At 32.7% G+C, this 26,818-nt stretch carries 24 protein-coding genes and 1 other RNA gene; 12 read left to right on the top strand and 13 right to left on the bottom strand.

Annotated elements, in window-relative coordinates:
• Positions 1-2: 2 nt before the first annotated feature.
• From ACZ2G2_RS12795 to ACZ2G2_RS12780, 4 genes are read left to right on the top strand one after another with little or no spacing between them, the layout of a single operon-like run.
• Entirely contained in the window at positions 3-803 is an 801-nt protein-coding gene (locus ACZ2G2_RS12795) for an ion transporter (RefSeq protein ID WP_090838533.1), read from the top strand.
• Positions 803-1,282 (top strand): DUF4178 domain-containing protein, encoded by a 480-nt coding sequence (locus ACZ2G2_RS12790; protein WP_090838535.1) that lies wholly within the window; start codon positions 803-805, stop codon positions 1,280-1,282. Before ACZ2G2_RS12795 ends, ACZ2G2_RS12790 begins: the two co-directional genes overlap by 1 nt.
• Before the next feature lies 1 nt (position 1,283).
• Positions 1,284-2,048: a hypothetical protein gene (locus ACZ2G2_RS12785; protein ID WP_101202428.1), complete on the top strand. Its 765-nt coding sequence runs from the start codon at positions 1,284-1,286 to the stop codon at positions 2,046-2,048.
• A 5-nt stretch (positions 2,049-2,053) separates the two neighbouring features.
• The gene (locus ACZ2G2_RS12780; RefSeq protein WP_470392512.1) at positions 2,054-3,595 is read left to right on the top strand and encodes a polyamine aminopropyltransferase; all 1,542 of its coding nucleotides are present in this window, start codon (positions 2,054-2,056) and stop codon (positions 3,593-3,595) included.
• A gap of 31 nt (positions 3,596-3,626) precedes the next feature.
• Here the strand turns inward: ACZ2G2_RS12780 and ACZ2G2_RS12775 are convergent, their stop codons facing one another.
• The 6 genes from ACZ2G2_RS12775 to ACZ2G2_RS12750 all read right to left on the bottom strand — a co-directional run bounded on the left by ACZ2G2_RS12775 (position 3,627) and on the right by ACZ2G2_RS12750 (position 13,226).
• Positions 3,627-5,015, bottom strand: coding sequence for an MFS transporter (locus ACZ2G2_RS12775; protein ID WP_090838542.1), 1,389 nt, complete (start codon positions 5,013-5,015; stop codon positions 3,627-3,629).
• An 87-nt stretch (positions 5,016-5,102) separates the two neighbouring features.
• A complete protein-coding gene (locus ACZ2G2_RS12770; protein WP_090838544.1) occupies positions 5,103-5,933 on the bottom strand; it encodes a M48 family metallopeptidase in 831 nt (276 codons plus the stop codon).
• Between the two features lie 128 nt (positions 5,934-6,061).
• On the bottom strand, positions 6,062-8,467 hold the full coding sequence (locus tag ACZ2G2_RS12765; RefSeq protein WP_090838546.1) for a glycoside hydrolase family 31 protein: 2,406 nt from the start codon (positions 8,465-8,467) through the stop codon (positions 6,062-6,064).
• 158 nt (positions 8,468-8,625) lie between these two features.
• Positions 8,626-10,545, bottom strand: coding sequence for a 1,4-alpha-glucan branching protein GlgB (gene glgB / locus ACZ2G2_RS12760; protein WP_470392509.1), 1,920 nt, complete (start codon positions 10,543-10,545; stop codon positions 8,626-8,628).
• 3 nt (positions 10,546-10,548) lie between these two features.
• Positions 10,549-11,814: a glucose-1-phosphate adenylyltransferase gene (locus ACZ2G2_RS12755; protein WP_101202421.1), complete on the bottom strand. Its 1,266-nt coding sequence runs from the start codon at positions 11,812-11,814 to the stop codon at positions 10,549-10,551.
• 2 nt (positions 11,815-11,816) lie between these two features.
• Complete coding sequence (locus ACZ2G2_RS12750; protein WP_470392508.1) at positions 11,817-13,226, bottom strand: glycogen synthase; 1,410 nt, start codon at positions 13,224-13,226, stop codon at positions 11,817-11,819.
• Positions 13,227-13,360: 134 nt separating this feature from the next.
• Here ACZ2G2_RS12750 and msrB (ACZ2G2_RS12745) point away from each other — a divergent pair, with 134 nt between their 5' ends.
• From msrB (ACZ2G2_RS12745) to ACZ2G2_RS12735, 3 genes are read left to right on the top strand one after another with little or no spacing between them, the layout of a single operon-like run.
• Positions 13,361-13,840: a peptide-methionine (R)-S-oxide reductase MsrB gene (gene msrB / locus ACZ2G2_RS12745; protein ID WP_470392507.1), complete on the top strand. Its 480-nt coding sequence runs from the start codon at positions 13,361-13,363 to the stop codon at positions 13,838-13,840.
• Positions 13,833-14,228 (top strand): peptide-methionine (R)-S-oxide reductase MsrB, encoded by a 396-nt coding sequence (gene msrB / locus ACZ2G2_RS12740; protein WP_101202418.1) that lies wholly within the window; start codon positions 13,833-13,835, stop codon positions 14,226-14,228. Before msrB (ACZ2G2_RS12745) ends, msrB (ACZ2G2_RS12740) begins: the two co-directional genes overlap by 8 nt.
• A complete protein-coding gene (locus tag ACZ2G2_RS12735) occupies positions 14,221-14,748 on the top strand; it encodes a DUF1572 family protein (RefSeq protein WP_470392505.1) in 528 nt (175 codons plus the stop codon). Before msrB (ACZ2G2_RS12740) ends, ACZ2G2_RS12735 begins: the two co-directional genes overlap by 8 nt.
• On the opposite strand, the gene ACZ2G2_RS12730 is transcribed toward ACZ2G2_RS12735, so the two are convergent.
• Entirely contained in the window at positions 14,745-16,028 is a 1,284-nt protein-coding gene (locus ACZ2G2_RS12730; RefSeq protein ID WP_090838559.1) for an NAD(P)/FAD-dependent oxidoreductase, read from the bottom strand. The genes ACZ2G2_RS12735 and ACZ2G2_RS12730 overlap by 4 nt on opposite strands.
• 119 nt (positions 16,029-16,147) lie before the next feature.
• On the opposite strand from ACZ2G2_RS12730, the gene lpdA reads away from it, so the two are divergent.
• Positions 16,148-17,524: a dihydrolipoyl dehydrogenase gene (gene lpdA, locus ACZ2G2_RS12725; protein WP_470392503.1), complete on the top strand. Its 1,377-nt coding sequence runs from the start codon at positions 16,148-16,150 to the stop codon at positions 17,522-17,524.
• A gap of 129 nt (positions 17,525-17,653) precedes the next feature.
• Here lpdA and aroQ read toward each other — a convergent pair whose 3' ends face one another.
• Together aroQ and ACZ2G2_RS12715 are read right to left on the bottom strand one after the other, a co-directional pair.
• Entirely contained in the window at positions 17,654-18,070 is a 417-nt protein-coding gene (aroQ, locus tag ACZ2G2_RS12720) for a type II 3-dehydroquinate dehydratase (protein WP_090838563.1), read from the bottom strand.
• Positions 18,071-18,150: 80 nt separating this feature from the next.
• Positions 18,151-18,741 carry an outer membrane beta-barrel protein gene (locus ACZ2G2_RS12715; RefSeq protein ID WP_272022386.1) on the bottom strand — a complete coding sequence of 197 codons (591 nt, stop codon included), beginning with the start codon at positions 18,739-18,741 and terminating at the stop codon, positions 18,151-18,153.
• Between the two features lie 357 nt (positions 18,742-19,098).
• Between ACZ2G2_RS12715 and xerD the strand changes: the two genes are divergently transcribed.
• The 3 genes from xerD (at position 19,099) to ACZ2G2_RS12700 (ending at position 22,514) form a co-directional block, all read left to right on the top strand.
• Entirely contained in the window at positions 19,099-19,995 is an 897-nt protein-coding gene (gene xerD / locus ACZ2G2_RS12710) for a site-specific tyrosine recombinase XerD (RefSeq protein ID WP_470392501.1), read from the top strand.
• Between the two features lie 90 nt (positions 19,996-20,085).
• On the top strand, positions 20,086-21,228 hold the full coding sequence (locus ACZ2G2_RS12705) for a sensor histidine kinase (protein WP_470392499.1): 1,143 nt from the start codon (positions 20,086-20,088) through the stop codon (positions 21,226-21,228).
• 158 nt (positions 21,229-21,386) lie between these two features.
• Positions 21,387-22,514, top strand: a complete 1,128-nt coding sequence (locus ACZ2G2_RS12700; RefSeq protein ID WP_470392498.1) for a sensor histidine kinase — start codon at positions 21,387-21,389, stop codon at positions 22,512-22,514.
• Positions 22,515-22,544: 30 nt separating this feature from the next.
• Here ACZ2G2_RS12700 and rny read toward each other — a convergent pair whose 3' ends face one another.
• From rny to ACZ2G2_RS12680, 4 genes are all read right to left on the bottom strand, one after another.
• Positions 22,545-24,116 (bottom strand): ribonuclease Y, encoded by a 1,572-nt coding sequence (gene rny, locus ACZ2G2_RS12695; RefSeq protein WP_090838573.1) that lies wholly within the window; start codon positions 24,114-24,116, stop codon positions 22,545-22,547.
• 49 nt (positions 24,117-24,165) lie between these two features.
• Positions 24,166-24,292: non-coding RNA, 6S RNA (ssrS, locus tag ACZ2G2_RS12690), on the bottom strand.
• A gap of 58 nt (positions 24,293-24,350) precedes the next feature.
• Positions 24,351-24,644 (bottom strand): cell division protein ZapA, encoded by a 294-nt coding sequence (locus tag ACZ2G2_RS12685; RefSeq protein ID WP_090838575.1) that lies wholly within the window; start codon positions 24,642-24,644, stop codon positions 24,351-24,353.
• 16 nt (positions 24,645-24,660) lie between these two features.
• Positions 24,661-24,951: a hypothetical protein gene (locus ACZ2G2_RS12680; RefSeq protein ID WP_090838577.1), complete on the bottom strand. Its 291-nt coding sequence runs from the start codon at positions 24,949-24,951 to the stop codon at positions 24,661-24,663.
• Between the two features lie 175 nt (positions 24,952-25,126).
• On the opposite strand from ACZ2G2_RS12680, the gene ACZ2G2_RS12675 reads away from it, so the two are divergent.
• Positions 25,127-26,815, top strand: coding sequence for a M23 family metallopeptidase (locus ACZ2G2_RS12675; RefSeq protein WP_282068050.1), 1,689 nt, complete (start codon positions 25,127-25,129; stop codon positions 26,813-26,815).
• Positions 26,816-26,818 lie beyond the last annotated feature (3 nt).

Below are 26,818 nucleotides of genomic sequence, written 5' to 3'. Positions count from 1 at the left end.
CTATGAGTTTTAAAAAATCAATTGCAAAATATTTTGATGACGAAAAAGGTAACGCTAAAGGAGAAGCACTATTAGAATATTTTATAGCGGTACTAATTCTAATAAATGTATTAGCCATTATATTAGAATCCTATAAAAGCATCTATACCAGCTATAAATCCCTTTTTCAATTACTAGAACTATTTACAATCATTGTTTTTTCAATCGAATATATCATTCGTATTTGGGTTTCAGATTTAATCTACCCACATCTATCTCCTACCAAAGCGCGATTAAAATATGCGCTTTCTTTTATGGGAATAGTAGATTTAGCATCAATATTGCCATTCTATTTGCCATTTATAGTCACGTTAGATTTAAGAATAATCAGATTGTTACGTTTATTTAGATTATTGAGAGTTTTAAAATTAAATCGAAATTTTAAAAGTTTAGCGGTAATACGTTCTGTAATAATTAAAACAAAAAATGAAATATTAGTTTCAGCCATATTAGTATTTATATTACTAATAATAGCATCTACTTTAATGTTTTATATAGAAAACAAAGCACAACCTGAAGCTTTTGAAAATATTGGACAAGCACTTTGGTGGGCAGTTGCAACCTTAACTACCGTAGGATATGGAGATATTTACCCAATAACAGGACTTGGTAAAATAATGAGTGCTTTTATCGCTTTACTAGGTATTGGTTTTGTAGCCTTACCAACCGGTATTATTAGCTCTGCCTATATTGAAGAAATACGTAGCCAAAAGAAAACAGAAAAATGTATTTGCCCACATTGTAATAAAGAAATAATAGAATAATGTTTGGAAACAAAAAACAACATCCATTAAACAAACTAAAAGTGGGGTTTTCATTTAGTTTATTAAAAAAAGAATGGACCATCCTTGAACTTGGTGAATATAGTTGGGATACAGGAAATATGAGTGTAGAATACACCATTGAAAGTGGTGCTGAAAAAGCATTTTTAGAAGTCGAATTTTATCGTGGTGAATTTGAAGTTATCTATAGCGAAACATTGCATCTAGGAACTATTGATTTAGATGAAATTATTGATGATGGTTACTTTAATTTTGAAGGTAAAGATTATAAATTAGAAGAAACATATTCAGGCTCTTACAGAAATATGACTATTTTTACAAGCACTGAAACCTTAACTAGTTATCAATTTTATTACAAAGACAATTGTATTACTATTGAAAAATGGAGTGACGGAAGTATTGAATCCTTTTATGGAAAAGAAATAAAACCTAAAAAAATAACCAACATTAACACCTTATAAAATGATTAACAAAATTATATGTGCTACTGTAATTAGCCTTTTATTGTTTTCGTGTGATAACACGGAAAAAGAGGTTAAAACAATAACTGTTGAGCCTTCTCAAGCCATATTAAAAAACATACCAAGTAACGATTTTTCGTTAGTATTGGATGATATGACTATTGAAGAAACTGAGAATCAAATTATACACAAACACAAGTATAAAGTTTTAGAGCTTAAAAAAGATTCGTTATACAGTACAGATAAAGATTGGGCTGTTGTAAATCAAACCTTTTTTTCTAATCATAAAAATGATTTAGGAATGGAGATTTTATCAAGGCATAATGGTAAAGTTTCAACATTAGCACAACCCGTAGGTTTTGGTTGGGCAATTGGAAATACAGCGCATGGCGAATGGGAAGAGACTAAAAAAGACTCTACAAGCACGTCCAATTCTGGAACAACACATAGACGTTGGAGAACACATTCTACTAGTCCATTTTTTTGGCTTTGGTTAGGTTCTAGACGTAGTATATTTAGAAGCGATTATACTAATTACAGAACGTACAATACTAGTGGTAGAAGTTATTATGGACAAAATAGAAATAATACTTATGGATACGGTACAAGAAGTAGTTACCAGAAAAAAACAAGGTCTTCGTTTTTTACAAGACAAAGTAAAAATGCTTCACGCTGGAATAATTTAGAAAAAAGAACTAGTAGAAGTTCTTCAAGATACAAATCAGGGTCTTCAACACGATCTAGATCAGGTGGAACTGGAAAATAGTAATTTTGAGTTATACTAAAAAACAAAAATCTACCGCTTTAAAAGTAGCCTTATTTGCTACAGGCTTAAGCGGTATCGTGGCAGAGTACATTCTGTCAACCTTAGCATCTTATTTTATTGGTAACGCCATACTGCAGTTTACATTAATTGTTTCAATTATGTTATTTGCAATGGGCTTAGGTAGTCGGTTATCTAGATTATTTACTGGTAATGTTGTTTTATCGTTTATTGTAACCGAGCTAGTGCTTTCTGTATTTATATCCTTTTCAGCAATTATTTGCTATTTGGTTTATGGATTTACAGATTTTTCATGGTTGATTATTTATATGTTTTCTATTCTAATAGGTTTATTAATTGGATTAGAAATCCCGCTAGCAACCCGAATAAATGATGACTACGAAGAGCTGAGACTTAACATTTCCAATATTCTTGAGAAAGATTATTTTGGGAGTTTAATTGGAGGACTATTTTTTGCATTTGTAGGCTTACCATATTTAGGATTAACCTACACGCCATTTATACTTGGGTTTCTTAATTTAAGTGTTTCGTTTTGGTTGTTTATTGTACTTAAAGACACATTTTCTGCAAAAACAAAAAAAATGCTTTCCATAACTTATGTGGTTGTATCCACTTGTATTGCATTAGGCGTTTATTTTGCTAGCCCAATAGTACAATACGGAGAGCAAGTAAAATACAAGGACAAAATAGTGTTTAGTCAACAAACTAAATATCAAAAAATAGTCATTACTAAATGGAAAGACTGGCACTCGTTATATATAAACGGAAACCAACAACTGTCCTCTTTTGATGAGTTTATGTATCATGAACCTATGGCACACATAACCATGGGATTAGCACCAAAAAAAAGTAATATTTTAATTTTAGGAGGTGGTGACGGTTGTTTAGCTCGAGAAATTTTAAAATACAAGTCAGTTAACACTATTACTTTGGTCGATTTAGACCCTATAATGCTAGAGCTTGGTAAAGACAATCAAACGTTTAAAACCTTAAACAACGATGCTCTAAACAGTCCTAAAGTAACAACTGTTGCAGATGATGCCTTTTCTTTTCTAGAAAGAAATGACATATTATATGATGTCATATTTGTGGACCTTCCAGATCCAAACAATGTTGATCTAAACAAACTGTACACTAAAGAGTTTTATTATTTATGTAAGAATAAGTTAAGCGATAATGGCTTAATGATAACCCAATCAGGAAGTCCCTATTACGCAACAAAAGCCTTTTACTGTATAGAAAAAACAATGCGTGCTGCGCAATTAAATACCATTCCATTACATAATCAAATTTTAACTTTAGGAGAATGGGGCTGGATTATAGGTAGCAAAAACAAGATAACTACAAAACAGGTTCATGATGTAGATGTTTCTAGTATACCGTCCTTAAAATGGCTTAATAATAGCTCAATTGGTTTGTTGACGTCTTTTGGAAAACCATTAGCAGATACAACGGATATTAAAATTAATACTATTTTCAACCCTAAGCTGTATACTTATTACAAAGAAGGTAATTGGAATCTGTATTAATAAATATTACCAAAATTAAACTTTTAAATAACTAATTCAAATCGCCCTCTTTTGGTACTCTAAATAACAACACAATACCTATTAAAAAGAATATGAATAAAAACAAGATGGCATTACGCATACTTCCCGTTAATTGATCTATTGTCGCAAAAATTACCATACCTATCACAATACCTATTTTTTCTGCTACATCATAAAAACTAAAATAAGACGTTGTGTCTTCTGTTTCTGGTAAAAATTTTGAATACGTTGATCGTGCTAAACTTTGCACACCTCCCATTACTAAACCAACAAAACCAGCAGCTAAATAAAATTGCATTGGTGTTTCCATAAAATAGGCGTAAAAACAAAGGAACATCCATATTATATTTACAACAATAAGTGTTTTAATGTTTCCGAATTTAGACGATGCTACTGAAGTTAAAAAAGCACCTAAAATAGCAACTAATTGAATAACTAATATACTTACTATTAACCCTTGCGTTTTAGCATCAGCGCCTCCCCAATTAATCTCTTCTTCTCCAAAGTACACCGCAACCAACATAATGGTTTGTACCGCCATACTAAACACAAAAAAGGCTGTTAAGTAACGTTTAAGTCTTAAGTTCTGTTTTAACTGAATCCAAACTAACTTTAATTCTTTTAAACCATTAAAAACAACAGCTCTAGTTACCTTATGTCCTTTAGACACACCTTTTGGTAAAACATAGAAAGAGTACTGACTAAATAATATCCACCATAAACCAACGGTTATAAAAGATATACGCATGGCTTGAAAAGATGCTGCATTTTTAGCCTCTTTTAATGCTTCTGCTATTTGTCCTTCTGTTCCTGTTTCTCTGATTGATTCAGAAATACTAATATCAAAACCAAACCAATCTGGCTTCATTACCATAGCTAAGTTTAATAATAATAGTGTAACACTTCCAATGTACCCCATACTAAACCCTTTGGCACTAATACTATCTTGCTGTTCTGGATAAGCTATATCTGGTAGATAAGAGTTATAAAAAACCAAACTGCCCCAATACCCAATTAATCCCATAAAATAGAAGAACAAACTTAGGTGAATAGAATCTATACTAAACCAGTATAACCCAATACAACCTGTACCTCCAACGTAACAGAAAAACTTCATGAAATTTTTCTTATTACCAACATAATCGGCAATACCTGATAAAATTGGAGAAGTAAAAGCAACAACTAGAAATGTAAATGCTGTAACATAGGTTATTAATGCTGTACTTTTAAATACCATCCCAAAAGCAGGTACTGTTTTTTCTACTTGTGATACAAAAAGTGCAGAATAGAATATAGGAAATATAGAAGATGCTATTGTTAGCGTGTAAACCGAATTTGCCCAGTCATAGAAAGCCCAAGCATTAAGTAGTTTTTTACTTCCCTTTTCAAGATTTGCCATTTAATAAGTGTTAGTTAGAGCCTAAAAATACAAAAGCTGCTCTATAAAAGAGCAGCTTTAAAAATAATTAAATATTTTAATAAGTAACTAGTATTTTCCTAATGGCTTAAAGCTAGTAACTCCAAACTTCTTTGCTTCTGCTTTCGCAGCTGGTGACAATGCTGTTAAGTTATCAATACGTGTTTGATTTGCAGGGTGAGTACTTAAAAACTCTGGTGGCGCCTCTCCACTACTTGCTGCTGCCATACGTCTCCATAGGTTTGCAGCCTCATCTGGATTATAACCAGCAATAGCTGTTAAATACAATCCAATTTTGTCTGCTTCCGTTTCATGACTTCTACTAAAAGGTAACATCCCTAAAACATTAGATCCAACACCGTAATATTGGTTAAACGCATTTCTGGTTTGATCATCTTTAATGGCAACATTTCCAGCTACAGCTAAACCTTGTTGTAAATATGAAGCACTCATACGTTGCTGACCATGATTTGCTAGCGCGTGAGCAACTTCATGTCCCATAATGGCTGCTACCGCAGATTCGTTTTCTGCTACAGGTAAAATCCCTGTGTAGAATACAATTTTACCTCCGGGCATACACCAAGCATTGATAATATCTTCATCAATTAGGTTATACTCCCACTTATAATCATTCAAATATCCTTGTTGACCATTTGCATTTAACCAACGTTCTGCAGCAACTGCTATACGCTGACCAACACGCTTAATCATATCAGCACGAGCCGTACCTGTTTCTACTTTGCTTTCTGTCAACACTTGATTATATTGTGCAAATGCAGTCGGAAACAATTGAGAGTTAGACACAAATGCTAGCGTCTTTTTTCCCGTAAACGGATTTGTTGCACAAGACATAAACATCACTAATGTTAATGTCACAACTATTGTATTCTTAAATTTCATATGGATTGTTGTTAATTCTTTTATAAAACTACAAAAACTTAGCCACAATTAAGTAATGACCGTATTTATCATGTTAGTAACATCGATAAACGTCAAAAAAGAACCTGTAAACTGTTAATTTTATTGTGTTATTTTCCTATTAAATGAATTTCTGCAAAGTTTTTATCGACAACCATTGATAGCGTTTCGTTTACTTGTAAATTTTCTATTGAAATAATTTCGTTATCAATTTGAATCTCTTTTATCTCGAAAGGTAAACCATGTAAATTAAGTTTAAAGGTTTTATAAGACGCCTCATACTTACCTTCTTTATGCTGTTGTATAATTAACTCGTTAGCCTTACCTGTTAGTTTAAACGTCCTAAAACTATAACGTCCTTTAGTATAGTCATAACCGTCATGTGCATCATCATACAATTCAGAGACCTCTTTCCCTAATTTATAATAGACTTCTAAAGCTAATTCTTCAATTTCAATTTCACCAACATATTGTTGCACAGGAAATTTAGGAATAATAGCACCTTCTTTAATAAACATTGGCATACTGTCTATTTCTGCATCTACCCATTTTTCCTTTCCACCTTCAACATATTCATCTGTCCAGAAATTATACCAACTTCCTCTAGGAATATACATTCTACGTCCTTTTGCATTTGGCTCTTGAATTGGACACACTAATATTTGATTTCCGTATACAAATTCATCTGTTCTGTAATGCGTTTGTTGGTCTTCTTGATCGAATAAGACTAACGACTGTAATAATGGTGTCCCATGTTCTATCAGCTTCCAGAATGCCGTATATAAATACGGTAACAATTGGTAACGTAGTTCAATAAATTTTCTAACAATATCAGTAACATCATCATCAAATGCCCAAGGTTCTTGATCACCATGGTCTCCTGAAGAATGCACACGACAAAACGGATGGAATACGCCTAATTGGATCCAACGCGTGTATAATTCGCCTTGAGGCTGTTCTGCAAAACCACCAATATCACTACCTGCAAAACTAAACCCTGACATAGCCATGCGCTGTGCTTGAATATTTGCAATACTTAAATGCTCCCAAGTCGCCACATTATCTCCTGTCCAAGTAGACGTATAACGTTGCGTTCCTGAGTACGCTGCTCTGGTTATAACAAACGGACGTTTTGGGTAATTAAATTTTTTCATTCCATGGTACGTCGCTCGCGCCATTTGCATACCATAAACATTATGCGCTTTTCTATGACTACAACGGTTACCATCATAATCATGTCTAACATCATCCGGAAATGTTTTGTTTGGCACTTCCATAACTGCGGGCTCATTCATATCATTCCAAACCCCTTGGACGCCAATATCTTCTACTAATTCTTTAAATAAACCTGACCACCAATCTCTAACTTCTGGTTTAGTAAAATCTGGGAAATAACATTCTCCTGGCCATACTTTTCCTTTCATGTAAGGACCATCAGCACGTTTACAGAAATAGTCTTTTTCTAGTGCTTCTTTAAATACAGAATATTCGTGATCTATCTTTATACCCGGATCTATGATAGCGACCGTTTTAAAACCATCATCCAATAACTCTTTCACCATACGTTTAGGATCCGGAAAATAGTCTTTATTCCAAGTAAAGCATCTGAAGCCATCCATATAATCTATATCCAAGTAAATGGCATCACATGGTATTTGTAACTCTCTAAACTTGTTGGTGATTTCTTTTACATTAGCTTCTGGATAGTAACTCCATTTACATTGATGAAATCCTAATGCCCAAAGTGGTGGTAATTGGTGTGGTTTTCCTGTTAAATCTGTATAACTTTCCACGACATCATTCATTTTAGGCCCGTAGATAAAGTAATAATTCATCTCTCCTCCTTGTGCCCAAAAACTTGTTACATTTCGTCTTTCTTGACCAAAATCAAAATACGTTCTAAATGTATTATCAAAAAATATCCCATAGGCTTTGTTATGGTGTAAGCCTGTAAAAAACGGAATAGCTTTATATATTGGGTCCGTTTGCTTACCAAATGCATAAGAATCTGTTACCCAATTTTCAAAACGCTTTCCTTTTAAGTTTAAATGTTCTGGTTTATCTCCTAAGCCAAAGTAGCTTTCACGATCATTTATGGTTTTACTCATTTTAACAATGTTACCACCATACTCGTAGCTTTCTTCCCAATGAAAACCAATTTCGTCTTCATTTATCAAAGTGTTATCCTTGACATCGTAAATACGTATTCTTAAATTTTCCTTTGCAATTTTACAAAGTAATTTAGAGGTGATAATATGGTATTCTTCATCATTTTCTACAATCTCTAAATGATTATACCCTTTGCTAGCATACTTAGTGATAGCATAAGAAAAATCGTTATCAAAAGTACCTGTGGTTGTATACCTAAATCGTAATACACTGTCTCTAAAAACAGTTAATTGAAGGACAACATTATTATCTGTTGAAAAATATAATGTATCGACATCTTTTTTAAAAGAGACGAACTTTGATGGAAACAAATTTCCTTTTTGTTCTAATTCTGTATTTACAATCATATATTGTATATTATTTATAAAGTAAAAAAACGGAAAATTTTAATGTTATAAAAACATTGATTACAGTTATTACCACAAATTATTAACTATAACGATTTCGGTAACAAAAATTATTAAAACCTTTATTATCAGCAGATAAAAAGAGAATTTAATATAATTTATTTTGCGCTCTTTTGATACTTAAATGCCACCATACCTAAAGGTGGAATTGTTATTTCTGCCGAGTTTTTTCGAGAATGCCAAAGCGTCCCTTCACTAGTTAGGCTGTTATTTTTAAAATCTCCTGTTCCAAAAAATGATTTATTATCACTATTAAAAACCTCTATTAAACTTCCTTTTTTAGGCAAACCTATACGATAGTTTTCTAAAGGTACAGGCGTCATATTACAAGCAATAATTACATTGTCTTTTGGTTGATTTCCTTTTCTTATAAAAACAATAACAGAATGCTCTGCATCTCCATAATCTATCCACTCAAAACCATCATGAGAAAATTGTTTTTGATATAAAGCAGGCTCCGATTTATAAAATGTATTTATAGCCTTAATAAACTGGTTAATCCCTTTATGAGATTGATATTCTAGTAAGTGCCAATCTAAGCTGGTTTGAAAATCCCACTCTTCACTTTGACCAATCTCCGCCCCTTGAAACAATAATTTTGTTCCTGGGTGTGTAAACATATAGCTGTATAACAATCTCAGGTTTGCAAAACGCTGCCACTCGTCTCCTGGCATACGTCCTAAAATAGATTTTTTGCCATAAACAACTTCATCATGGCTTAAAGGCAACATGAAATTTTCAGTAAACGCATAGGTTAAAGAAAAAGTGATATCGTTTTGATGGTGTTTTCTATAAATCGGTTCTTTTGCAAAATACTGCAATGTATCGTGCATCCAACCCATCATCCATTTCATCCCGAAACCTAAACCGCCTAAAAAGACTGGTTTTGATACTCCAGGAAATGCGGTGGACTCTTCCGCTATGGTTTGTACATCCGGAAAATTATCGTAAACAGCGACGTTTAGCTCTTTCATAAACGCAATAGCATCTAAGTTTTCTCGTCCTCCGTAAATATTAGGTTCCCATTCGCCTTCTTCTCTACTATAATCTAAAAATAGCATAGACGCTACAGCATCTACACGCAATCCATCAGCATGAAATTGTTCTAACCAAAAAATAGCATTACTTATTAAAAAGGATTTAACCTCGTTACGTCCGTAATTAAAGATTAAACTTTTCCAATCTTGATGATAGCCTTTTTTCTTATCAGGATGCTCATACAAGCAAGATCCATCAAAAAAACCAAGACCATGTGCATCTTCAGGAAAATGTGAGGGTACCCAATCTAGTATAATACCGATGTCATTTTGATGCAGCTTATCGACTAATAATTTAAACTCTTCAGGATATCCAAACCGCGATGTTGGTGCAAAATATCCTGTAATTTGATAGCCCCAACTTGGGTCGTACGGAAACTCCATGATTGGCATCAGCTCTACATGTGTAAAATTCATGTCTTTGACATATTTTACTAAGTCATCCGCCAACTCTACGTAAGATAAAAACCGATTCTCTTCAATTTGCTTTTTCCAAGATCCTAAATGCACTTCATAAACAGAATACGGTGCGTCTAATGCGTTTTTCTTTTTTCGAGATTTCATCCATTTGGAATCCTTCCAACTATAATCGTCTTCCCAAACAATAGATGCTGTATTGGGGTTATGCTCGCAACGTCTAGCGTACGGATCGGCTTTCTCTGTTACAATACCGTTATTATTACTTTGTATTTTATATTTATAGGCACTTCCTTTGCCAATATTTGGAATAAACCCTTCCCAAATACCGCTTTCATCCCAACGCACATTTAGTAAATGTTCGCTTTCCTTCCAATAATTAAAATCTCCGACAACAGACACTTGCTTAGCAGTTGGTGCCCACACAGAAAAATAAGTACCTTCTACTCCATTTACAGTCGTGATATGCGACCCAAACTTCTCGTATAACTTATAGTGTTTTCCAGACTTAAAGAGATTAATATCAAATTCTGTAAATAAACTAAATACTGTTACATCTGCCATATATTATATTACAAACCCATTAGGTATTATTGCTCCTTTTTTAATAACCACAATACCGTCTTTAATAACGTACGTATCCGTTTCTATATTTTCAAGATGTTTACCACCGTTAATGCGGACATCATCTCCAATTCTAGTGTTTTTATCAATAATGGTATTTTTAATAAAGCAACGCTCTCCAATACCCATTAAAATATTTATTTTATTAGATTCTATTTCGGATAAGGATTCATAAGAATCATTTCCCATCATATAGGTGTTAATAATCGTAGTTTCTTTACCTATTCTTGACCGTATTCCAATAACCGATTTTTCGATTTTTGATGCATGTACAATACAACCTTCTGCAATTACCGCTCTATCTAAAGCTGTACCTGATATTTTAGACGTTGGTAAAATCCTTGCACGTGTATAAACACTTTGGTCTTTGTCGTACAAATTAAATTTAGGAATATCATCCGTTAAACCAAGATTGGCCTCAAAAAACGAATCGATATTACCAATATCTGTCCAATACCCTTCAAACTGGTAACTTAAGGTTTTATGTTTCTCTATAGATTGCGGAATGATTTCTTTACCAAAATCATTAGTATCCGGATTACTCATTAATTCCACCAACAACTCTCTATTAAAGATATAGATTCCCATAGATGCTAAATGATTTTTACCTTCTTTTTCCATTTCTGGACTAACTTTAGACGTCCAATCCGGTAATAAGGACGCATCAGGCTTTTCTACAAAAGAGGTAATTACATTTTTATCGTCTGTTTTTAAAATCCCAAAAGACGTCGCATCCTTTGCATTTACTGGAATAGTTGCAATAGAAATTTCGGCTTTAGCCTTAACATGTGCATCTACCATGGCATTAAAATCCATTTGATAAAGTTGGTCACCCGATAATATTAAAGCATATTCAAAATCATGACTTAAAAAGTGATGCATGCTTTGTCTAACAGCATCTGCGGTACCTTGAAACCAACCTTCGTTACCAGGCGTTTGCTCGGCAGCTAATACATCTACAAAAGCAGAACTAAAAAAACTAAAATGATAGGTGTTTTTTATATGACGATTTAATGATGCCGAGTTAAACTGAGTTAACACAAACATACGTTTGATGTCAGAATTAATACAATTAGAAATAGGTATATCTACCAATCTGTATTTACCCGCAATTGGTACTGCTGGTTTAGATCTAGTTGCTGTTAAAGGGTACAATCTTGAGCCTTGTCCTCCTCCTAAAATGATAGATAAAACTTTATTATTAATCATAGTTATTTTTTTAAAGATTGGTATAAATTGATATATGCGTTTGCTGATACATGCCATGAGTGGTCAATTGTCATGATATGCTTGGTTAGTGACTTAAAGATAGTAGTTTTATGGTATAAATCGACACTTCTTTTAATTGCTTGGTAAATTTCTTCAACGGTAACCTGCTCATGGCTAATCCCAAAGCCACCTTTTTTACTAATATCCACAACCGTATCCTTTAAGCCTCCTATACTTCTCACTACCGGAATAGTACCATAACGTAAGGCGTATAATTGATTTAAGCCACAAGGTTCTACTCGTGATGGCATTAACAAAAAGTCTGCTCCAGCATAGATATTGTGTGACAATTTTTCGTCATATCCAATAAATGTGTTGTAGTAACCTTTATTTTTCGCTTTAAGCTGAAGTAAAGCCGCTTCTGCATCAGCATTACCCGATCCTAAAACCAAAACACTACAATTTTTATCTTCTAATGCTTTTTCTAAAGCTGAAGGAAATACATCTGCACCTTTTTCGTAAACCAAACGCCCTATAAAAGCAATTAAAGGCTTTGTTACATCCAAATCAAATGTTTTACAAAGCGCTAATTTATTAGCTAGTTTACCAGTTTCGACTGTATTTATACTATAATTCTCTTCTATATAATGGTCTGTTTCTGGATTCCAAACAGCAGTATCAATACCATTTAAAATACCAACACACTTATTACTTTCATGTTTTAATAAATCTTGCAATCCATTAGCTTCTAACTTTAACTCTTCCATATAACTTGGCGATACCGTTGTTACTCTCCAAGCACATTTAATAGCAGTTGCCAATGGGTTAATACTATTATCCCAGTCTAATAATCCTGTTTTGTTTAGATCAAATTCTGGTATTAAATGTAATTTATCATAGCTAAACCAACCTTGATACTGCGCATTATGGATAGTTGTCACCACAGGAATTGTGTTTAATGTTTTATACCTAAAACTCTCTTGTAGCATAAACGGAATTAACCCCGTGTGGTGATCGTGACAATGGATAATTTCCGGTAGTGCTTGTAAAGTCAAAATCCAATTTAAAGTTGCAATTTGAAACGCTAAAAAACGATCCGTATCATCCACAGAATACACATAATCTTTAAAAAGAAGTTCTGGTATATCCACAAAAAAGGTGTTAAAATCTAAAACGTCATCTGCTGTTTTTAATATTTTAAAACTAATTTGAGTGCCATTAAAATCTAATTGATCTTCAAAAACGGTAGTAAAACTGTTGTTTTGGGTGAATTTATTATCATAAAAAGGCATGATTACGGAAGACGAATGTCCTAACCCATTTTGATACTTTGGTAAGGCGCCCACAACATCTGCTAAGCCTCCTACTTTGGCTACAGGATAACATTCTGCGCTAATATGAAATATTTTCATTTACAATAATTTAATTAGAAGTTGAAAAGTTACACTTAAAATTACAAATAGTGAAATGTTATTTTTAAATTAAAATTACGACAGTATTAATTCTATTTTAAGTTTTTAAGATATCTTTAAAAAAAAGAAAAATTATGAAAAATATTGCATTAGTACTCCTAACTTGCCTTTTGTTTAGTTGCAAAAGTGAAGCACAGGAAACAACAAAAAAAGAAACCTTTGAGGTGACTAAAACAGATACAGAATGGAAAGCAGAATTGTCGGATGCTGAATATTATGTATTAAGACAAGCCGGTACAGAACGTCCTTTTTCTAGCGCTTTAAATAAAGAACACAGATCAGGAACGTACCATTGTGCTGCCTGTGACACGCCTTTATTTAAAAGTAAAGATAAATTTGATTCTGGAACAGGATGGCCTAGCTTTGACCAAGAAATAGAAGGTAATGTTGCATTTGGAACTGATACTAAAATTGGTTACACAAGAGATGAAGAACATTGCGGGACTTGTGGTGGACATTTAGGACATGTTTTTAATGATGGTCCAAAAGAAACCACAGGAGAAAGACATTGTATAAACGGAGTTGCATTAAATTTTAAACCAGATAATGAGTAATTATAAAGTAACAAAATCAGAGGACGAATGGCGTAAAGAATTAACGGATGAGCAATACCGTATTTTACGTAAAAAAGGTACTGAAATGCCGCATACAGGTAAATATAATCTTCATTTTGAAGATGGTGCCTATACTTGTGCTGCTTGTCACCAAAAGCTTTTTGAAAGCAACAGTAAGTTTGAATCTAATTGTGGATGGCCTAGTTTTGACGAAGCAATCCCAGGAAGTGTGACAAACATATTGGATAAAACGCATGGGATGATTAGAACGGAAGTCGTGTGCTCTAACTGTGGTGGACATTTAGGACATGTTTTTAACGATGGTCCTACTGAAACAGGAACACGTTTTTGTGTTAACTCTGCAAGTGTAGATTTTAAAGATGAATAATTACATTACAAGTATAATAAAACAGTTTGATTACTATAAAACTGCTGGAGACAAAACACTCCAGCAGTTATCTTTTGAGGAGATGAATTGGCAATCTCACGACAATTCTAATAGCGTATCTATTATTGTAAAACATATGGTTGGAAATATGTTAAGCCGATGGACTAACTTTTTAACAGAAGATGGCGAGAAAGACTGGCGCCAGCGTGAACAAGAGTTTGAAGCGATCTACACAAATAAAGACCAGCTTATTGCCGATTGGGAAAAAGGATGGCAATGTGTATATGATGCTATAAAACCGCTTAAAAACAAAGATTTAGAGCGTATTGTTTACATCCGTAATGAAAGTCATACTGTAGCCGACGCAATATTTAGACAACTAGGACATTACAGTTATCATATTGGTCAACTGGCCTACATAGGTGTTAGTATTAAAAATACTGATTGGCAATCTTTATCTATACCAAAAGGACAATCAGTACAGTTTAATTCAGAAAAATTTAGCAAACCTAAAACTTAGGATTTTAGTTTCTTTTTATAAGGTCTTATTATTAAACGTGCCTCTCTATCAAATCTAATATAGTTGTAAACCCAATTAATAAAAACAACTGTTCTGTTTCTGAATCCAACTAAAGAAAACAGGTGTACAAACATCCACACAAACCAAGCAAAAACACCTTGGAATTTAAAATTAGGTAAATCTACAACTGCTTTATTACGACCTATAGTTGCCATAGATCCTCTGTCTTTGTAAACAAACGGTGTCATTGGTTTTTTATCTAACAGCTTCAAGATATTATCACCTAATAATTTACCTTGTTGTATCGCTGGTTGTGCCATCATTGGATGGCCATGTGGTACACTTTCAGACTCCATTTGTGCGACATCTCCAATTGCAAAAATATTATCAATTCCTTTGACTTGATTAAACTCGTTAACCAAAATTCGATTACCTCTAGAGACAAATTGTTCGGCATCCAATCCTTTTATAGCAGCGCCCTTTACTCCTGCTGCCCAAACTACAGTTTCAGACTCAAACGTTAAGTCGCTATCTGTTGTTACCGTTGTACCGTCGTAACTAGTTACTCTAACATTTTTCCAAACGTTAACTCCTAATTGTTCTAAAAAATCTTCTGCTTTTTTAGAGGCATTTGGACTCATTGTTTTTAGAATAGTATCTCCCGATTGCACTAAATTTATTTGTGCTAACCGCGTATCCAAATCTGGATAATCCTTTGGCAATATTCCTTTTTTAATTTCGGCTAAAGCCCCAGCCAACTCTACTCCTGTTGGTCCAGCACCAACAATAACAAAACTCATTAATGCATTTCTTCGATTTAAATCAGACGTTAATAATGCTTCTTCAAAATTTTCAAGAATTAAACTTCTTAAATTTAAAGACTGTGGTATGGTTTTCATTTCCATACTATTATCTTCAATAGATTTATTACCAAAATAATTGGTTTTAGATCCTGAAGCAACTACTAAATAGTCAAACTTAAGTGCTCCTATATTTGATTGTATTGTGTTTTTTTCAGTATCTATTTCGGATACTTTTGCTAGTCTAAAATAAAAATTAGGAAAATCTTGTAATACCTTTCTAATCGGATAAGCAATGGAGTCTGGCTCCAAACCACCGGTAGATACTTGATACAATAAAGGCTGAAATGTATGATAATTGTGCTTATCCAAAAGTACGACCTGCACTTCTTGTTTAGATAATTTTTTAGCTAACGCAATGCCCGCAAAACCACCACCAATAATTACAATTCGAGGAAAACTAGATTTAGGTATATTCATAATAAAAAACTTGCTGTGCAAAGGTAGCATAAAGTTGTAATTTTTTAAGAATCTAAATTCTTTATTCAAATTTGGTTTCGTAACTTCGTAACTTCTTAAAAACTACAAAAATTAATAGAATGAGTAAATACGATGTAATTGTACTTGGAAGTGGTCCTGGAGGATACGTAGCTGCTATTAGAGCATCTCAATTAGGTTTAAAAACTGCTGTTGTAGAGAAAGAAAGTCTTGGTGGTATCTGCCTAAATTGGGGTTGTATTCCTACCAAAGCTTTATTAAAATCTGCACAAGTTTTTGAATATTTAAAGCATGCAGAAGATTATGGTTTATCTGTTAAAGATTATGACAAAGATTTTAATGCTGTAGTTAAACGTAGTCGTGGCGTAGCTGATGGCATGAGTAACGGTGTTAAGTTTTTAATGAAGAAAAACAAAATTGATGTTATTGAAGGTTTTGGAACACTTAAAACTGGAAAAAAGATTGATGTAGAAGGAACCGAATATAGTGCAGATCATATTATTATAGCTACTGGAGCACGCTCTAGAGAGTTACCTAGCTTACCGCAAGATGGTAAAAAAGTAATAGGTTACAGACAGGCTATGACATTACCAGAACAACCTAAAAAATTAATTGTTGTAGGTTCTGGTGCTATTGGTGTTGAGTTTGCTTATTTCTATAACTCTATGGGTACAGAAGTAACTATAGTAGAATATCTTGATAAAATTGTCCCTGTTGAGGATGACGATGTATCTAAACAATTAGAACGTAGTTTTAAGAAAAGTGGTATAAAAATTATGACTTCTGCTGAGGTTACTAGTGTTGATACTTCTGGCGATGGTGTAAAAGCGACTGTAAAAACTAAAAAAGGAGAAGAAATATTAGAAGCTGACATCGTATTATCTGCTGTTGGTATAAAATCTAATATAGAAAATATTGGATTAGAAACTGTTGGTATTGCTGTAGATAGAGATAAAATCTTAGTAAACGATTATTACCAAACTAACATCCCTGGGTACTACGCTATCGGAGATATTACTCCTGGTCAAGCATTAGCACACGTTGCCTCTGCAGAAGCTATTTTATGTGTAGAAAAAATTGCGGGAATGCATGTGGAAGCATTAGACTACGGTAACATCCCTGGTTGTACTTATGCTAGCCCAGAAATTGCAAGTGTTGGTTTAACAGAAAAACAAGCTAAAGAACAAGGATACGATATTAAAGTTGGAAAATTCCCATTCTCTGCGTCAGGTAAAGCAAGTGCTGCTGGAGCAAAAGATGGTTTTGTAAAAGTGATTTTTGATGCTAAATATGGTGAGTGGTTAGGTTGTCATATGATTGGCGCTGGTGTTACGGACATGATTGCAGAAGCAGTTTTAGGACGTAAATTAGAAACTACAGGACATGAAGTATTAAAAACGGTACATCCACACCCTACTATGAGTGAAGCGGTTATGGAAGCTGTAGCAGATGCTTATGGAGAAGTAATACATTTATAAATCTAAACATTTTAATCTTTAGGACTAAAATCTATTTAGAAAACTACAATACTAAAAAAGTTCCAGAAATTTCTGGAACTTTTTTTATGTTTAAAATATAGATATTATTGTAATAGTTATTATTAAAGACTATAAAAAGCTTTGAATAGCCAATTCATAACTCTGTAATCCAAAACCTAAAATAATTCCTTTTGCATTTGGAGATACAAAGGATTGATGTCTAAACTCCTCTCTTCCAAAAGTATTAGAGATATGCACTTCTACAACAGGTGTCTCTATAGCTTTAACAGCATCTCCTATACCTATAGACGTATGTGTATACGCTGCTGCATTTAAGATTATACCATCATAACTAAAGCCTACCTCTTGAATTTTATCAATTAGTTCGCCTTCAATATTAGATTGGTAATGCTCAATAGCCGCAGTTGGATATTTTGCCTTTATTGTATCTAAAAACTCGGTAAAAGAAAGACTTCCGTATATATTAGGTTCTCGCTTACCAAGTAAGTTTAGGTTTGGTCCGTTTATAATGATTAGTTTTTTCATACTGTAAAAATACAAAAGTTATAGCATAAAAAAACCGAAGCGATTAAGCTTCGGTATTTTTATAATAAAGTTTTATAAACTTAGAACTTGTAAACAACTCCAAAGTTAATATCACTTAAGTCTAATCCAATGTTAAAGCTATCAGTTGATTCAGCACCTGAAAAATCTGGCTTAGTAGTAGAGTACCCTAAAACACCTACAGAAGCTTCGATAGCAAAGTTTTTAGATACAAAATAGCTAATACCAGGAGCAAAAGCTACATCAAATCCATCATACTTAGCATCTGCTAACTTGTCTTCACCTGAAGTATAATCAACTCCTAATTCTGTGAATAAAGAAAATTGGTTAGCTGGAGAAAAGTAATATCTTCCAAAAGCACCAACAGCAAATTCATTTGCATCAACTAAATCTGTTCCATCGTTATCAGAAGAAAAAGAAGTGTAACCAACTTTTAAACCTGCAGCAATGTTTTCAGAAACAAAATATCCAACTTTTGGAGCAATGTTAAATACATTTGAATCAAGATCTCCTGTATTCTCAGTTCCAAAACCAACAGAACCAGAAACAAAAACATCACCTTTTTCGAAACCACCAACAGTAGTATCCTCTTGTGCATTAACACTTGTAAATCCTAATACTGCGATTGCAGCTGTAAATAATAATTTTTTCATAATTGATATAATTTTAAATCATTTGAACTGCAAATTTAGAAGCTATAAACACCTTCAACAAGTAAATTTTCGTAAAAAAAAAGAGCTAAAAAACAAGTCACTATCAATCACACATTTAGAGTAAAAGTTTAACGTTTTATTTTGATAAAAAGTAGTTAAAAATCTTGCAAAGTCCCGATATCAAAAGGATAGCAACAAAAATACATATTAAACATTATGAAAAAAAAACATGTATTTTAAGCATTATTCTCATCATATTAACACGCTTAGCTTTTATTTTTTATCACAATCAAACTAATATATAAACTATCAGCAATCTGCTCTATTTTCGTCTTTATAAATACTATATTTAACCTCATGAAATGGCATCAAGCACTAACGGATTATTCATTGTATTTAAAAATTGAAAGAGGGCTTTCTGAAAACTCTATTAATAGTTATATTCTTGATGTAAAAAAACTAATAAATTATTTAGAGACTAACACTATCAGCGTTTCACCCATTGACATAGATACGACAACAGTAAAACAATTTATTTATGAGGTTGCTAAACTATTAAATGCTAGATCACAATCCCGATTAATTTCAGGTTTAAAAGGTTTTTTTAACTATTTAATTTTTGAAGACTACCGCAAAGACAATCCTCTGGATACAATAGACTCTCCAAAAATTGGACGAAAACTTCCGGATACATTAAGCGAAAATGAAATCAATAATTTAATTGAAGCTATTGATTTAAGTCACCCGCAAGGCGAACGTAATCGCGCTATTTTAGAAGTATTATACAGTTGTGGTCTACGTGTTAGCGAGTTAACTAATCTAAAAATATCTGATTTATTTTTTGATGAAGGCTTTATAAAAGTCACCGGAAAAGGTGATAAACAGCGCTTTGTCCCTATTTTAGAAGACACTCAAAAATATATTACTATTTATAAAAACCAAATACGAAACCATATAAAAATACACCCTGAGCATCAGGATATCTTGTTTTTAAACAGACGTGGTAAGCAACTTACCCGAGCAATGATATTTACTATAATAAAAGGTTTAGCTGTTACCATTGATTTAGATAAAACAATATCTCCTCACACTTTTAGACACTCATTTGCAACACATTTATTAGAAAATGGTGCTGACCTTAGAGCTATACAACTTATGTTGGGTCACGAAAGTATTACCACTACCGAAATTTATACACACGTAGACCGCAGTCAATTAACCGCAGTAATTAATAATTTTCATCCAAGAAAATAGTTGGGTTTTCTCGATATATTTATTTATATTTGACACAGTCTGAATGATTTAGACGGAATCCCTGAACTAGCTTGATTAAAATTTTACTGTATGTCTGAGTTAATAAATGGTTTTCTGCCAAATCCAAATACGTCCATTCATGAAAATGAAAAGTGGCAATTAGCGTTGCAAATTAGTAAATTGGGTATTTGGGACTATTGCGGAACTTCTGACCGTATTTTCTTTTCTCAACCGTCTAAAGCTCTAATTGGATTTGAAGATAATGACGAATTTGGTAATAACGCCACAGATTGGAACAACCGTGTACATCCAGATGACAGAGCGCAATATTATAACGATTTTCAAGACCACTCCAAAGGACTAAAACCTATCTACGAGAATAAGCACCGTGTTTTGCATAAAGATGGGTCTTACCGCTGGATTTTGGATCGCGGTCAAATTGTTGAAAAAGATAAATCAGGAAAAGCATCTAGAATTATTGGTACACATGTGGACATCACTGAATATGTTGAAAACGAAGAAAAGATAATAGACACCTTTAACCTTGTTGTAAAGCAAAATAGTAAACTTCAAAATTTTGCACACATTGTTACTCATAATTTAAAACAGCATGCTGGCAATTTTGAAAGTCTGTTAGGGCTATATGAAGAAGCAGATACCGAAAGTGAAAAAACAGAAATGTTAGATTACTTAAAAACACTTTCTCAATCTTTATCAAAAACAATTACCGATTTAAGTGAAATTGTAACCGTACAATCTAAAGAAAAAACTTCAATACATAAACTATTCGTCGTTAATGAAATAAATGCTATTCTAAAGGATTTAGCATATTTTATATCAGATAATAATGCAATAGTGACCAATAACGCTAGCCCTAGTTGTTATGTCCATTTTAATACCTCTTATTTTCAAAGTATAATACAAAACTTAATTAATAATGCGGTTAAGTACAAACATCCAAATCGTGATCCTAAAGTAACTATAACATCTCAAACTATAAATGATATTTTAGAAATTAAAATAGCAGACAATGGTATTGGAATCGATTTAGAAAAATTTGGTAATGCCATTTTTGGACTCTATAAAACGTTTCATAATAACGATGACTCTGAAGGAGTTGGCTTATATCTTGTTAAAAATCAAATTGAAGCTTTTAATGGTACCATTACAGTGTCTAGTATTGTCAATTCTGGTACAACCTTTACCATTACTATTCCAAACAAACAGTTTTAAAATTATTCAAAAAAAACCAAAAGCAATTAAACGATAAAATACGTAGTTAATCTAATTAATCGGTATTTAATCGATGTTAACATTTCTACAAACACAAAAATCCTCAAATTAATTCTTGTATTAGATATTTGCACTGTAATGTATTAATATTTAGAGAAATGGAACAGATAACCGAAGAAAACACTCTTGAAAACCAGAAATGGAAATTCGCTTTAGAAAACTCAGGGATTGGAGTTTGGGATTGGAATGCAAAAACTAACGTTGTCATTTACTCTAAAGAATCAAAAAAAATAATAGGTTTTCAAGATGACGAAATAAGCTCTGAAGCATCAGAGTGGGATGATCGTGTACATCGCGAAGATAGAGCTGATTATTATGAAGATTTTAATGATCATATTACGGGTCTAAATTCTAACTATGTTAATGTACATAGAGTCTTACACAAAGATGATACTTACAGATGGATTTTAGACCAAGGAAAAATAATTGAACGTGACCTAGCTGGTAACCCAGTAAGAATTGTTGGTACACACACAGATATTACAAAACAAAAAGAAGCGGAACTTTCTTTAAAAAAATCTATTGATGTTATTACTGATCAAAATAATAAATTAAAAAGTTTTGCTCATATTGTTTCTCATAACCTAAAACAACATGCGGGTAATTTTGAGAGTATATTAAAATTTCATGAAGAAGCAGATTCTGATGCTGAAAAGCAGGAAATGTTTAGACACTTAAGAACCGTTTCTAAATCTTTATCAAAAACATTAAATAGTTTAAGTCAAATTGTAACGCTTCAGTCTAAAGATAGTATTAGAGATAAAAATATCAAAATAGATAAAGAAGTAAATGCTGTAATTGAAGAGCTTACTTTTATAATATCAGAAAGCAGCACTATAATTTATAACAATGTTAGAAACAACTGTAATGTCTACTTTAGTGCTAGTTATTTAAATAGTATTCTACAAAATTTAATTACTAATGCTATTAAGTACAAACACCCTGACCGTAACCCAGTAATAACTATTGATTCAGATTGTATTGAGGGTGATTTAGAATTGACGATTAGTGATAATGGAAAAGGTATAGATTTAGAAAAGTTTGGAAAAGATATTTTTGGACTATACAAAACCTTTCATCATAATGAGGATGCAGAAGGTGTGGGACTATACTTGGTCAGAAATCAAGTTGAAGCTTTTGGAGGTACAATCTCCATAGACAGTAAAATAGATGTCGGTACAACGTTTAAAATACGAATTCCTAGTCATAAAAAAATCCAGCTATAAGCTGGATTTTTTTTATAAATAGTTTTAGAATTACTTAGCAATATTTACCGCTCTAGTTTCTCTAATTACTGTAACCTTTACTTGACCTGGGTATGTCATATCTGTCTGTATTTTTTGAGAGATATTAAATGATAAGTCTGATGCTATTTGATCAGTTACTTTTTCACTTTCTACAATCACACGTAATTCTCTACCCGCTTGTATCGCATACGCCTTTTTAACTCCGTTAAATCCAAAAGCAATTTCTTCTAAATCCTTTAAACGTTGTATATAACTATCTAATACTTGACGTCTAGCACCTGGACGTGCTCCTGATATAGCATCACAGACTTGAATGATTGGTGATAATAACGATTTCATCTCTATCTCGTCGTGGTGAGCTCCAATAGCGTTACACACTTCATCTTTCTCGCCATACTTTTCAGCCCACTGCATACCTAAAATAGCATGTGGTGTTTCCATATCTGCTTCTGCATCTGGCACTTTACCTATATCATGTAATAATCCTGCACGTTTTGCTAATTTTGGATTTAAACCTAGTTCTGCAGCCATTACACCACATAATTTTGCAACTTCACGGGAGTGTTGTAATAAGTTTTGTCCGTAAGAAGAACGATACTTCATACGTCCTACCATTTTTATTAGTTCTGGATGTAATCCATGAATACCTAAATCGATAACTGTACGTTTACCAACTTCGATAATTTCTTGTTCTATCTGTTTTTGTGTTTTCTTAACAACTTCTTCAATTCGTGCTGGATGAATACGACCATCCGTTACTAATTTATGAAGTGACAAACGTGCTACTTCTCTTCTAACAGAGTCAAAACATGATAAAATAATTGCTTCCGGTGTATCATCAACAATAATCTCTACACCTGTCGCTGCTTCAATTGCACGAATATTACGTCCTTCACGACCAATAATACGTCCTTTAACATCATCACTTTCAATATTAAATACAGAAACACAGTTATCAACCGCTTCTTCTGTTCCAATACGTTGTATAGTATTAATAATTATTTTTTTAGCGTCTTGCTGAGCTGTTAATTTAGCTTCTTCCATTTTATCTTGGATGTAAGCCATAGCATCACTTTTAGCTTCACCTTTTAAAGACTCTACTAATTGAGATTTAGCTTCGTCTGCAGACAAACTAGAAATAACTTCTAATTGCTCTACCTGGCTTTTATGAAGTCTATCTAGCTCTTCTTGTTTTTTATCTAAAACATCAAGTCTATGATTGTAGTCTTTTACTTTTACTTCGATATCAGTATTTAGCTTTTTGTTTTTAGACAACTCACTAGATACCTGAGACTCTTTATCTCTAACACGTTTTTCTGTGTCAGCCATTTTTTTGTCACGACTTAAAATAACCTTTTCGTGCTCTGCTTTAAGCTCTAAAAATTTTTCTTTTGCTTGAAGTATTTTATCTTTTTTGATACCATCACCTTCTACCTTAGCTTCTTTGAGAATAGCTGCTGCTGATTTTTTAGCACCTTTGATAAGCTTTGATGCGTTATTGCGCTCTAATATTTTAGCGACTATAAAGCCTATTATGGCTCCGATTGCAATACCTGCTATAATTAAAATTGTTTTATCCATTTTTGATTGTTTATATATAAAAAAAGCCTACACTAATTTGCTTTTGTATAAACTCCTTAAAAACAAGTTTAGGGCTAACAAGCTGATCAATAATCTGCCTAAATAGTAATAAATCACTATTAGCAGCACGCTTTTACAGCTTAAAACTCACCCTTTTTAAAGAATTAACGTTGAGTTTATCAAAAAAATAATTAATGTAGGCAGTAACCTAATATTCTATGTTATATGAACGTATTATAAACTAAGATGTGATTGTAACATATCATTTAAAGCTTCTAACTTATCCTGTACATGTTCCGTCACATGGTCTTTATCTAGTGCCTTCTGTTCTACTTGACTTGCAAATTGTAAAGCACACATGGCTAATACATCTTGCTTATCCCTAACAGAGTAGCTTTGCTCGAACTTGGTAATCATAGCCTCAATCTTCTTTGCTGCTAAACGCAGTCCTTCTTCTTGACTAGGTGCTATAGTTAACGGGTAGACTCTATTTGCTATAGATAACTTTATTTTAAGCGTGTCTGCCATAAAAACTATATAAACTTTAACTTGATAATTGACTTATACAATGGTCAATCTCTCTTATTAATGTATTTATTCTGAGCTTTGTTTCTCGTTTATCATTGTCACTGCCAAGTATTGTGTTAGCCATTTTTAAAGTGTTATACTTTTCTTGCCAAGTTTCTAATTCTAAATCCTTTGCAACACTTTTAGATTGGGATTGTTCCAAAGCCTTTTTAAGCTTTTCGTTTTCTAGTTTTAAAATCTCTTGCCTATGTAAGACTTTTTTAATTTTACCTTCTAGAGCATCAACAATGTTTTCAATCTTACTCATGAACTAATACTATACTTATCTCACAAAGTTAATCAAACCTTAACACAATACAATTAATTTTTGATAATTTTTTAAACCGCCTTTAATTATGCTCATTATCAATAGTATGGCTTAGTCTTTGATTTTACTTTGGTATTTAAAACCTTATTTATACTTTAGCCGTAATCAATATTTTATGCGATATACACTTTTATTACTCATTTTTATTTCAACTTTTGGCCAAGCACAAAGCATTTACCCTCAAGACTATTTTAGATCTCCTTTGGATATAGAACTGGTGTTATCCGGTACTTTTGCCGAGTTAAGAAGTAACCACTTCCACTCTGGTTTGGACATTAAAACTAAACAAAGAGAAGGTTTAAACATTTATGCAACTGCTAGCGGTTATGTTAGCCGAATTAAAGTATCACATTACGGATATGGTAAAGCTATTTATGTGACGCATCCTAATGGTTACGTTACAGTACATGGGCATTTACAACGCTTTTCTGATAAAATTGAAGCGTATGTTAAACAACGTCAATATGCAGAAGAAAGTTATGAGATCGAGTTATTTCCCGATTTAAACGATTTGGTAGTTACAAAAGGTGACGTTATTGCTTATTCTGGGAATACTGGTGGTTCTGGTGGTCCTCACCTTCATTTTGAGATTAGAGATAACCAAGAACGTCCAATCAATCCATTGCTTTTTGGTTTAAAAATTAAGGACTCAAAAAAACCGACAGTTAGTAGTGTTTATGCGTATCCAATTAACGACTTATCTCATGTAAATGGTTCTAACCAAAAGCAAAAAATTAGACTTATCCCTTTAAAAAATGGGGATTATAAAACCGAAGACTTGACAGGTTACGGTAAAATTGGTTTTGCTATTAATAGTATTGATAGACACGATTTAGCTGCTAATAAAAATGGTGTTTATAAAATTGAAACGTTTTATAATGGCATGCAAAATTTTACAATCGATTTTAAAAAGTTTTCGTTTAACGAAACAAAACATCTTAATAGATTAATTGACTACAAACATTATAAGGATAAAAAGGAACGTCTTCAAAAGTTATTTAAAGACACCAACAATCCTCTAAGCATGTATGATAATATAATTGACGATGGATATTTAATTATATACGATACCGTTTCTAATGTTTATAAAGTAAAAATTACAGATTTTGATGGTAATGAAACTAGTATCAATATTAATATCAAAGGAGAAAACACACAACCTACAGATATTGTGGATCGTTTTACTTCGCCTTATTATATTAAATCAGAAGAAGTAAATTTATTAGAAGATCAAAATATAAAAGTAGAAATCCCGAAACAGACCTTTTACGAAGACTTTTTTATTGATTATAAAGTTAGTGGTGACACATTAAAGCTTCACGAAAACAATCTTGCGGCTAAAAAGTATTTTACTATATCTTATGATGTTAGCAATTATAGTGCTGAAGATTTAAAACAAATGTACATTGCTAGATTAGTGGGTTACAAAAATTATTTAAGCTACTCCTCTACTATCAGAGAAGATAATACATTACTAACTAGGACCAAAAACCTGGGGACGTATTGCTTAGCAAGAGACACTGTAAATCCCACAATAACACCTGTAAGTTTTAAAGATGGACAATGGTTAAGTAAATACCGTTTTTTGAAAATCAAAATTGATGATAAAGAAACCGGTATCTCTAATTACAGAGCGTCCATTAATGATGAGTGGATTTTAATGGAATATGACTACAAAAAGAAGACCTTAACATACGATTTTAACGATAAAGTCGTTACTGGTACTAAGAACAATTTAAAAGTTATTGTTACAGATAATGTAGGAAATAGCACTACATTTGAAGCAAGCTTTTTTAGAAAATAAAAC

The organism is Olleya sp. KKT75, assembly GCF_055635485.1.
The sequence above is the reverse complement of the archived record's forward strand: the minus strand, read 5'-3'. Positions and strand labels throughout refer to the sequence as shown.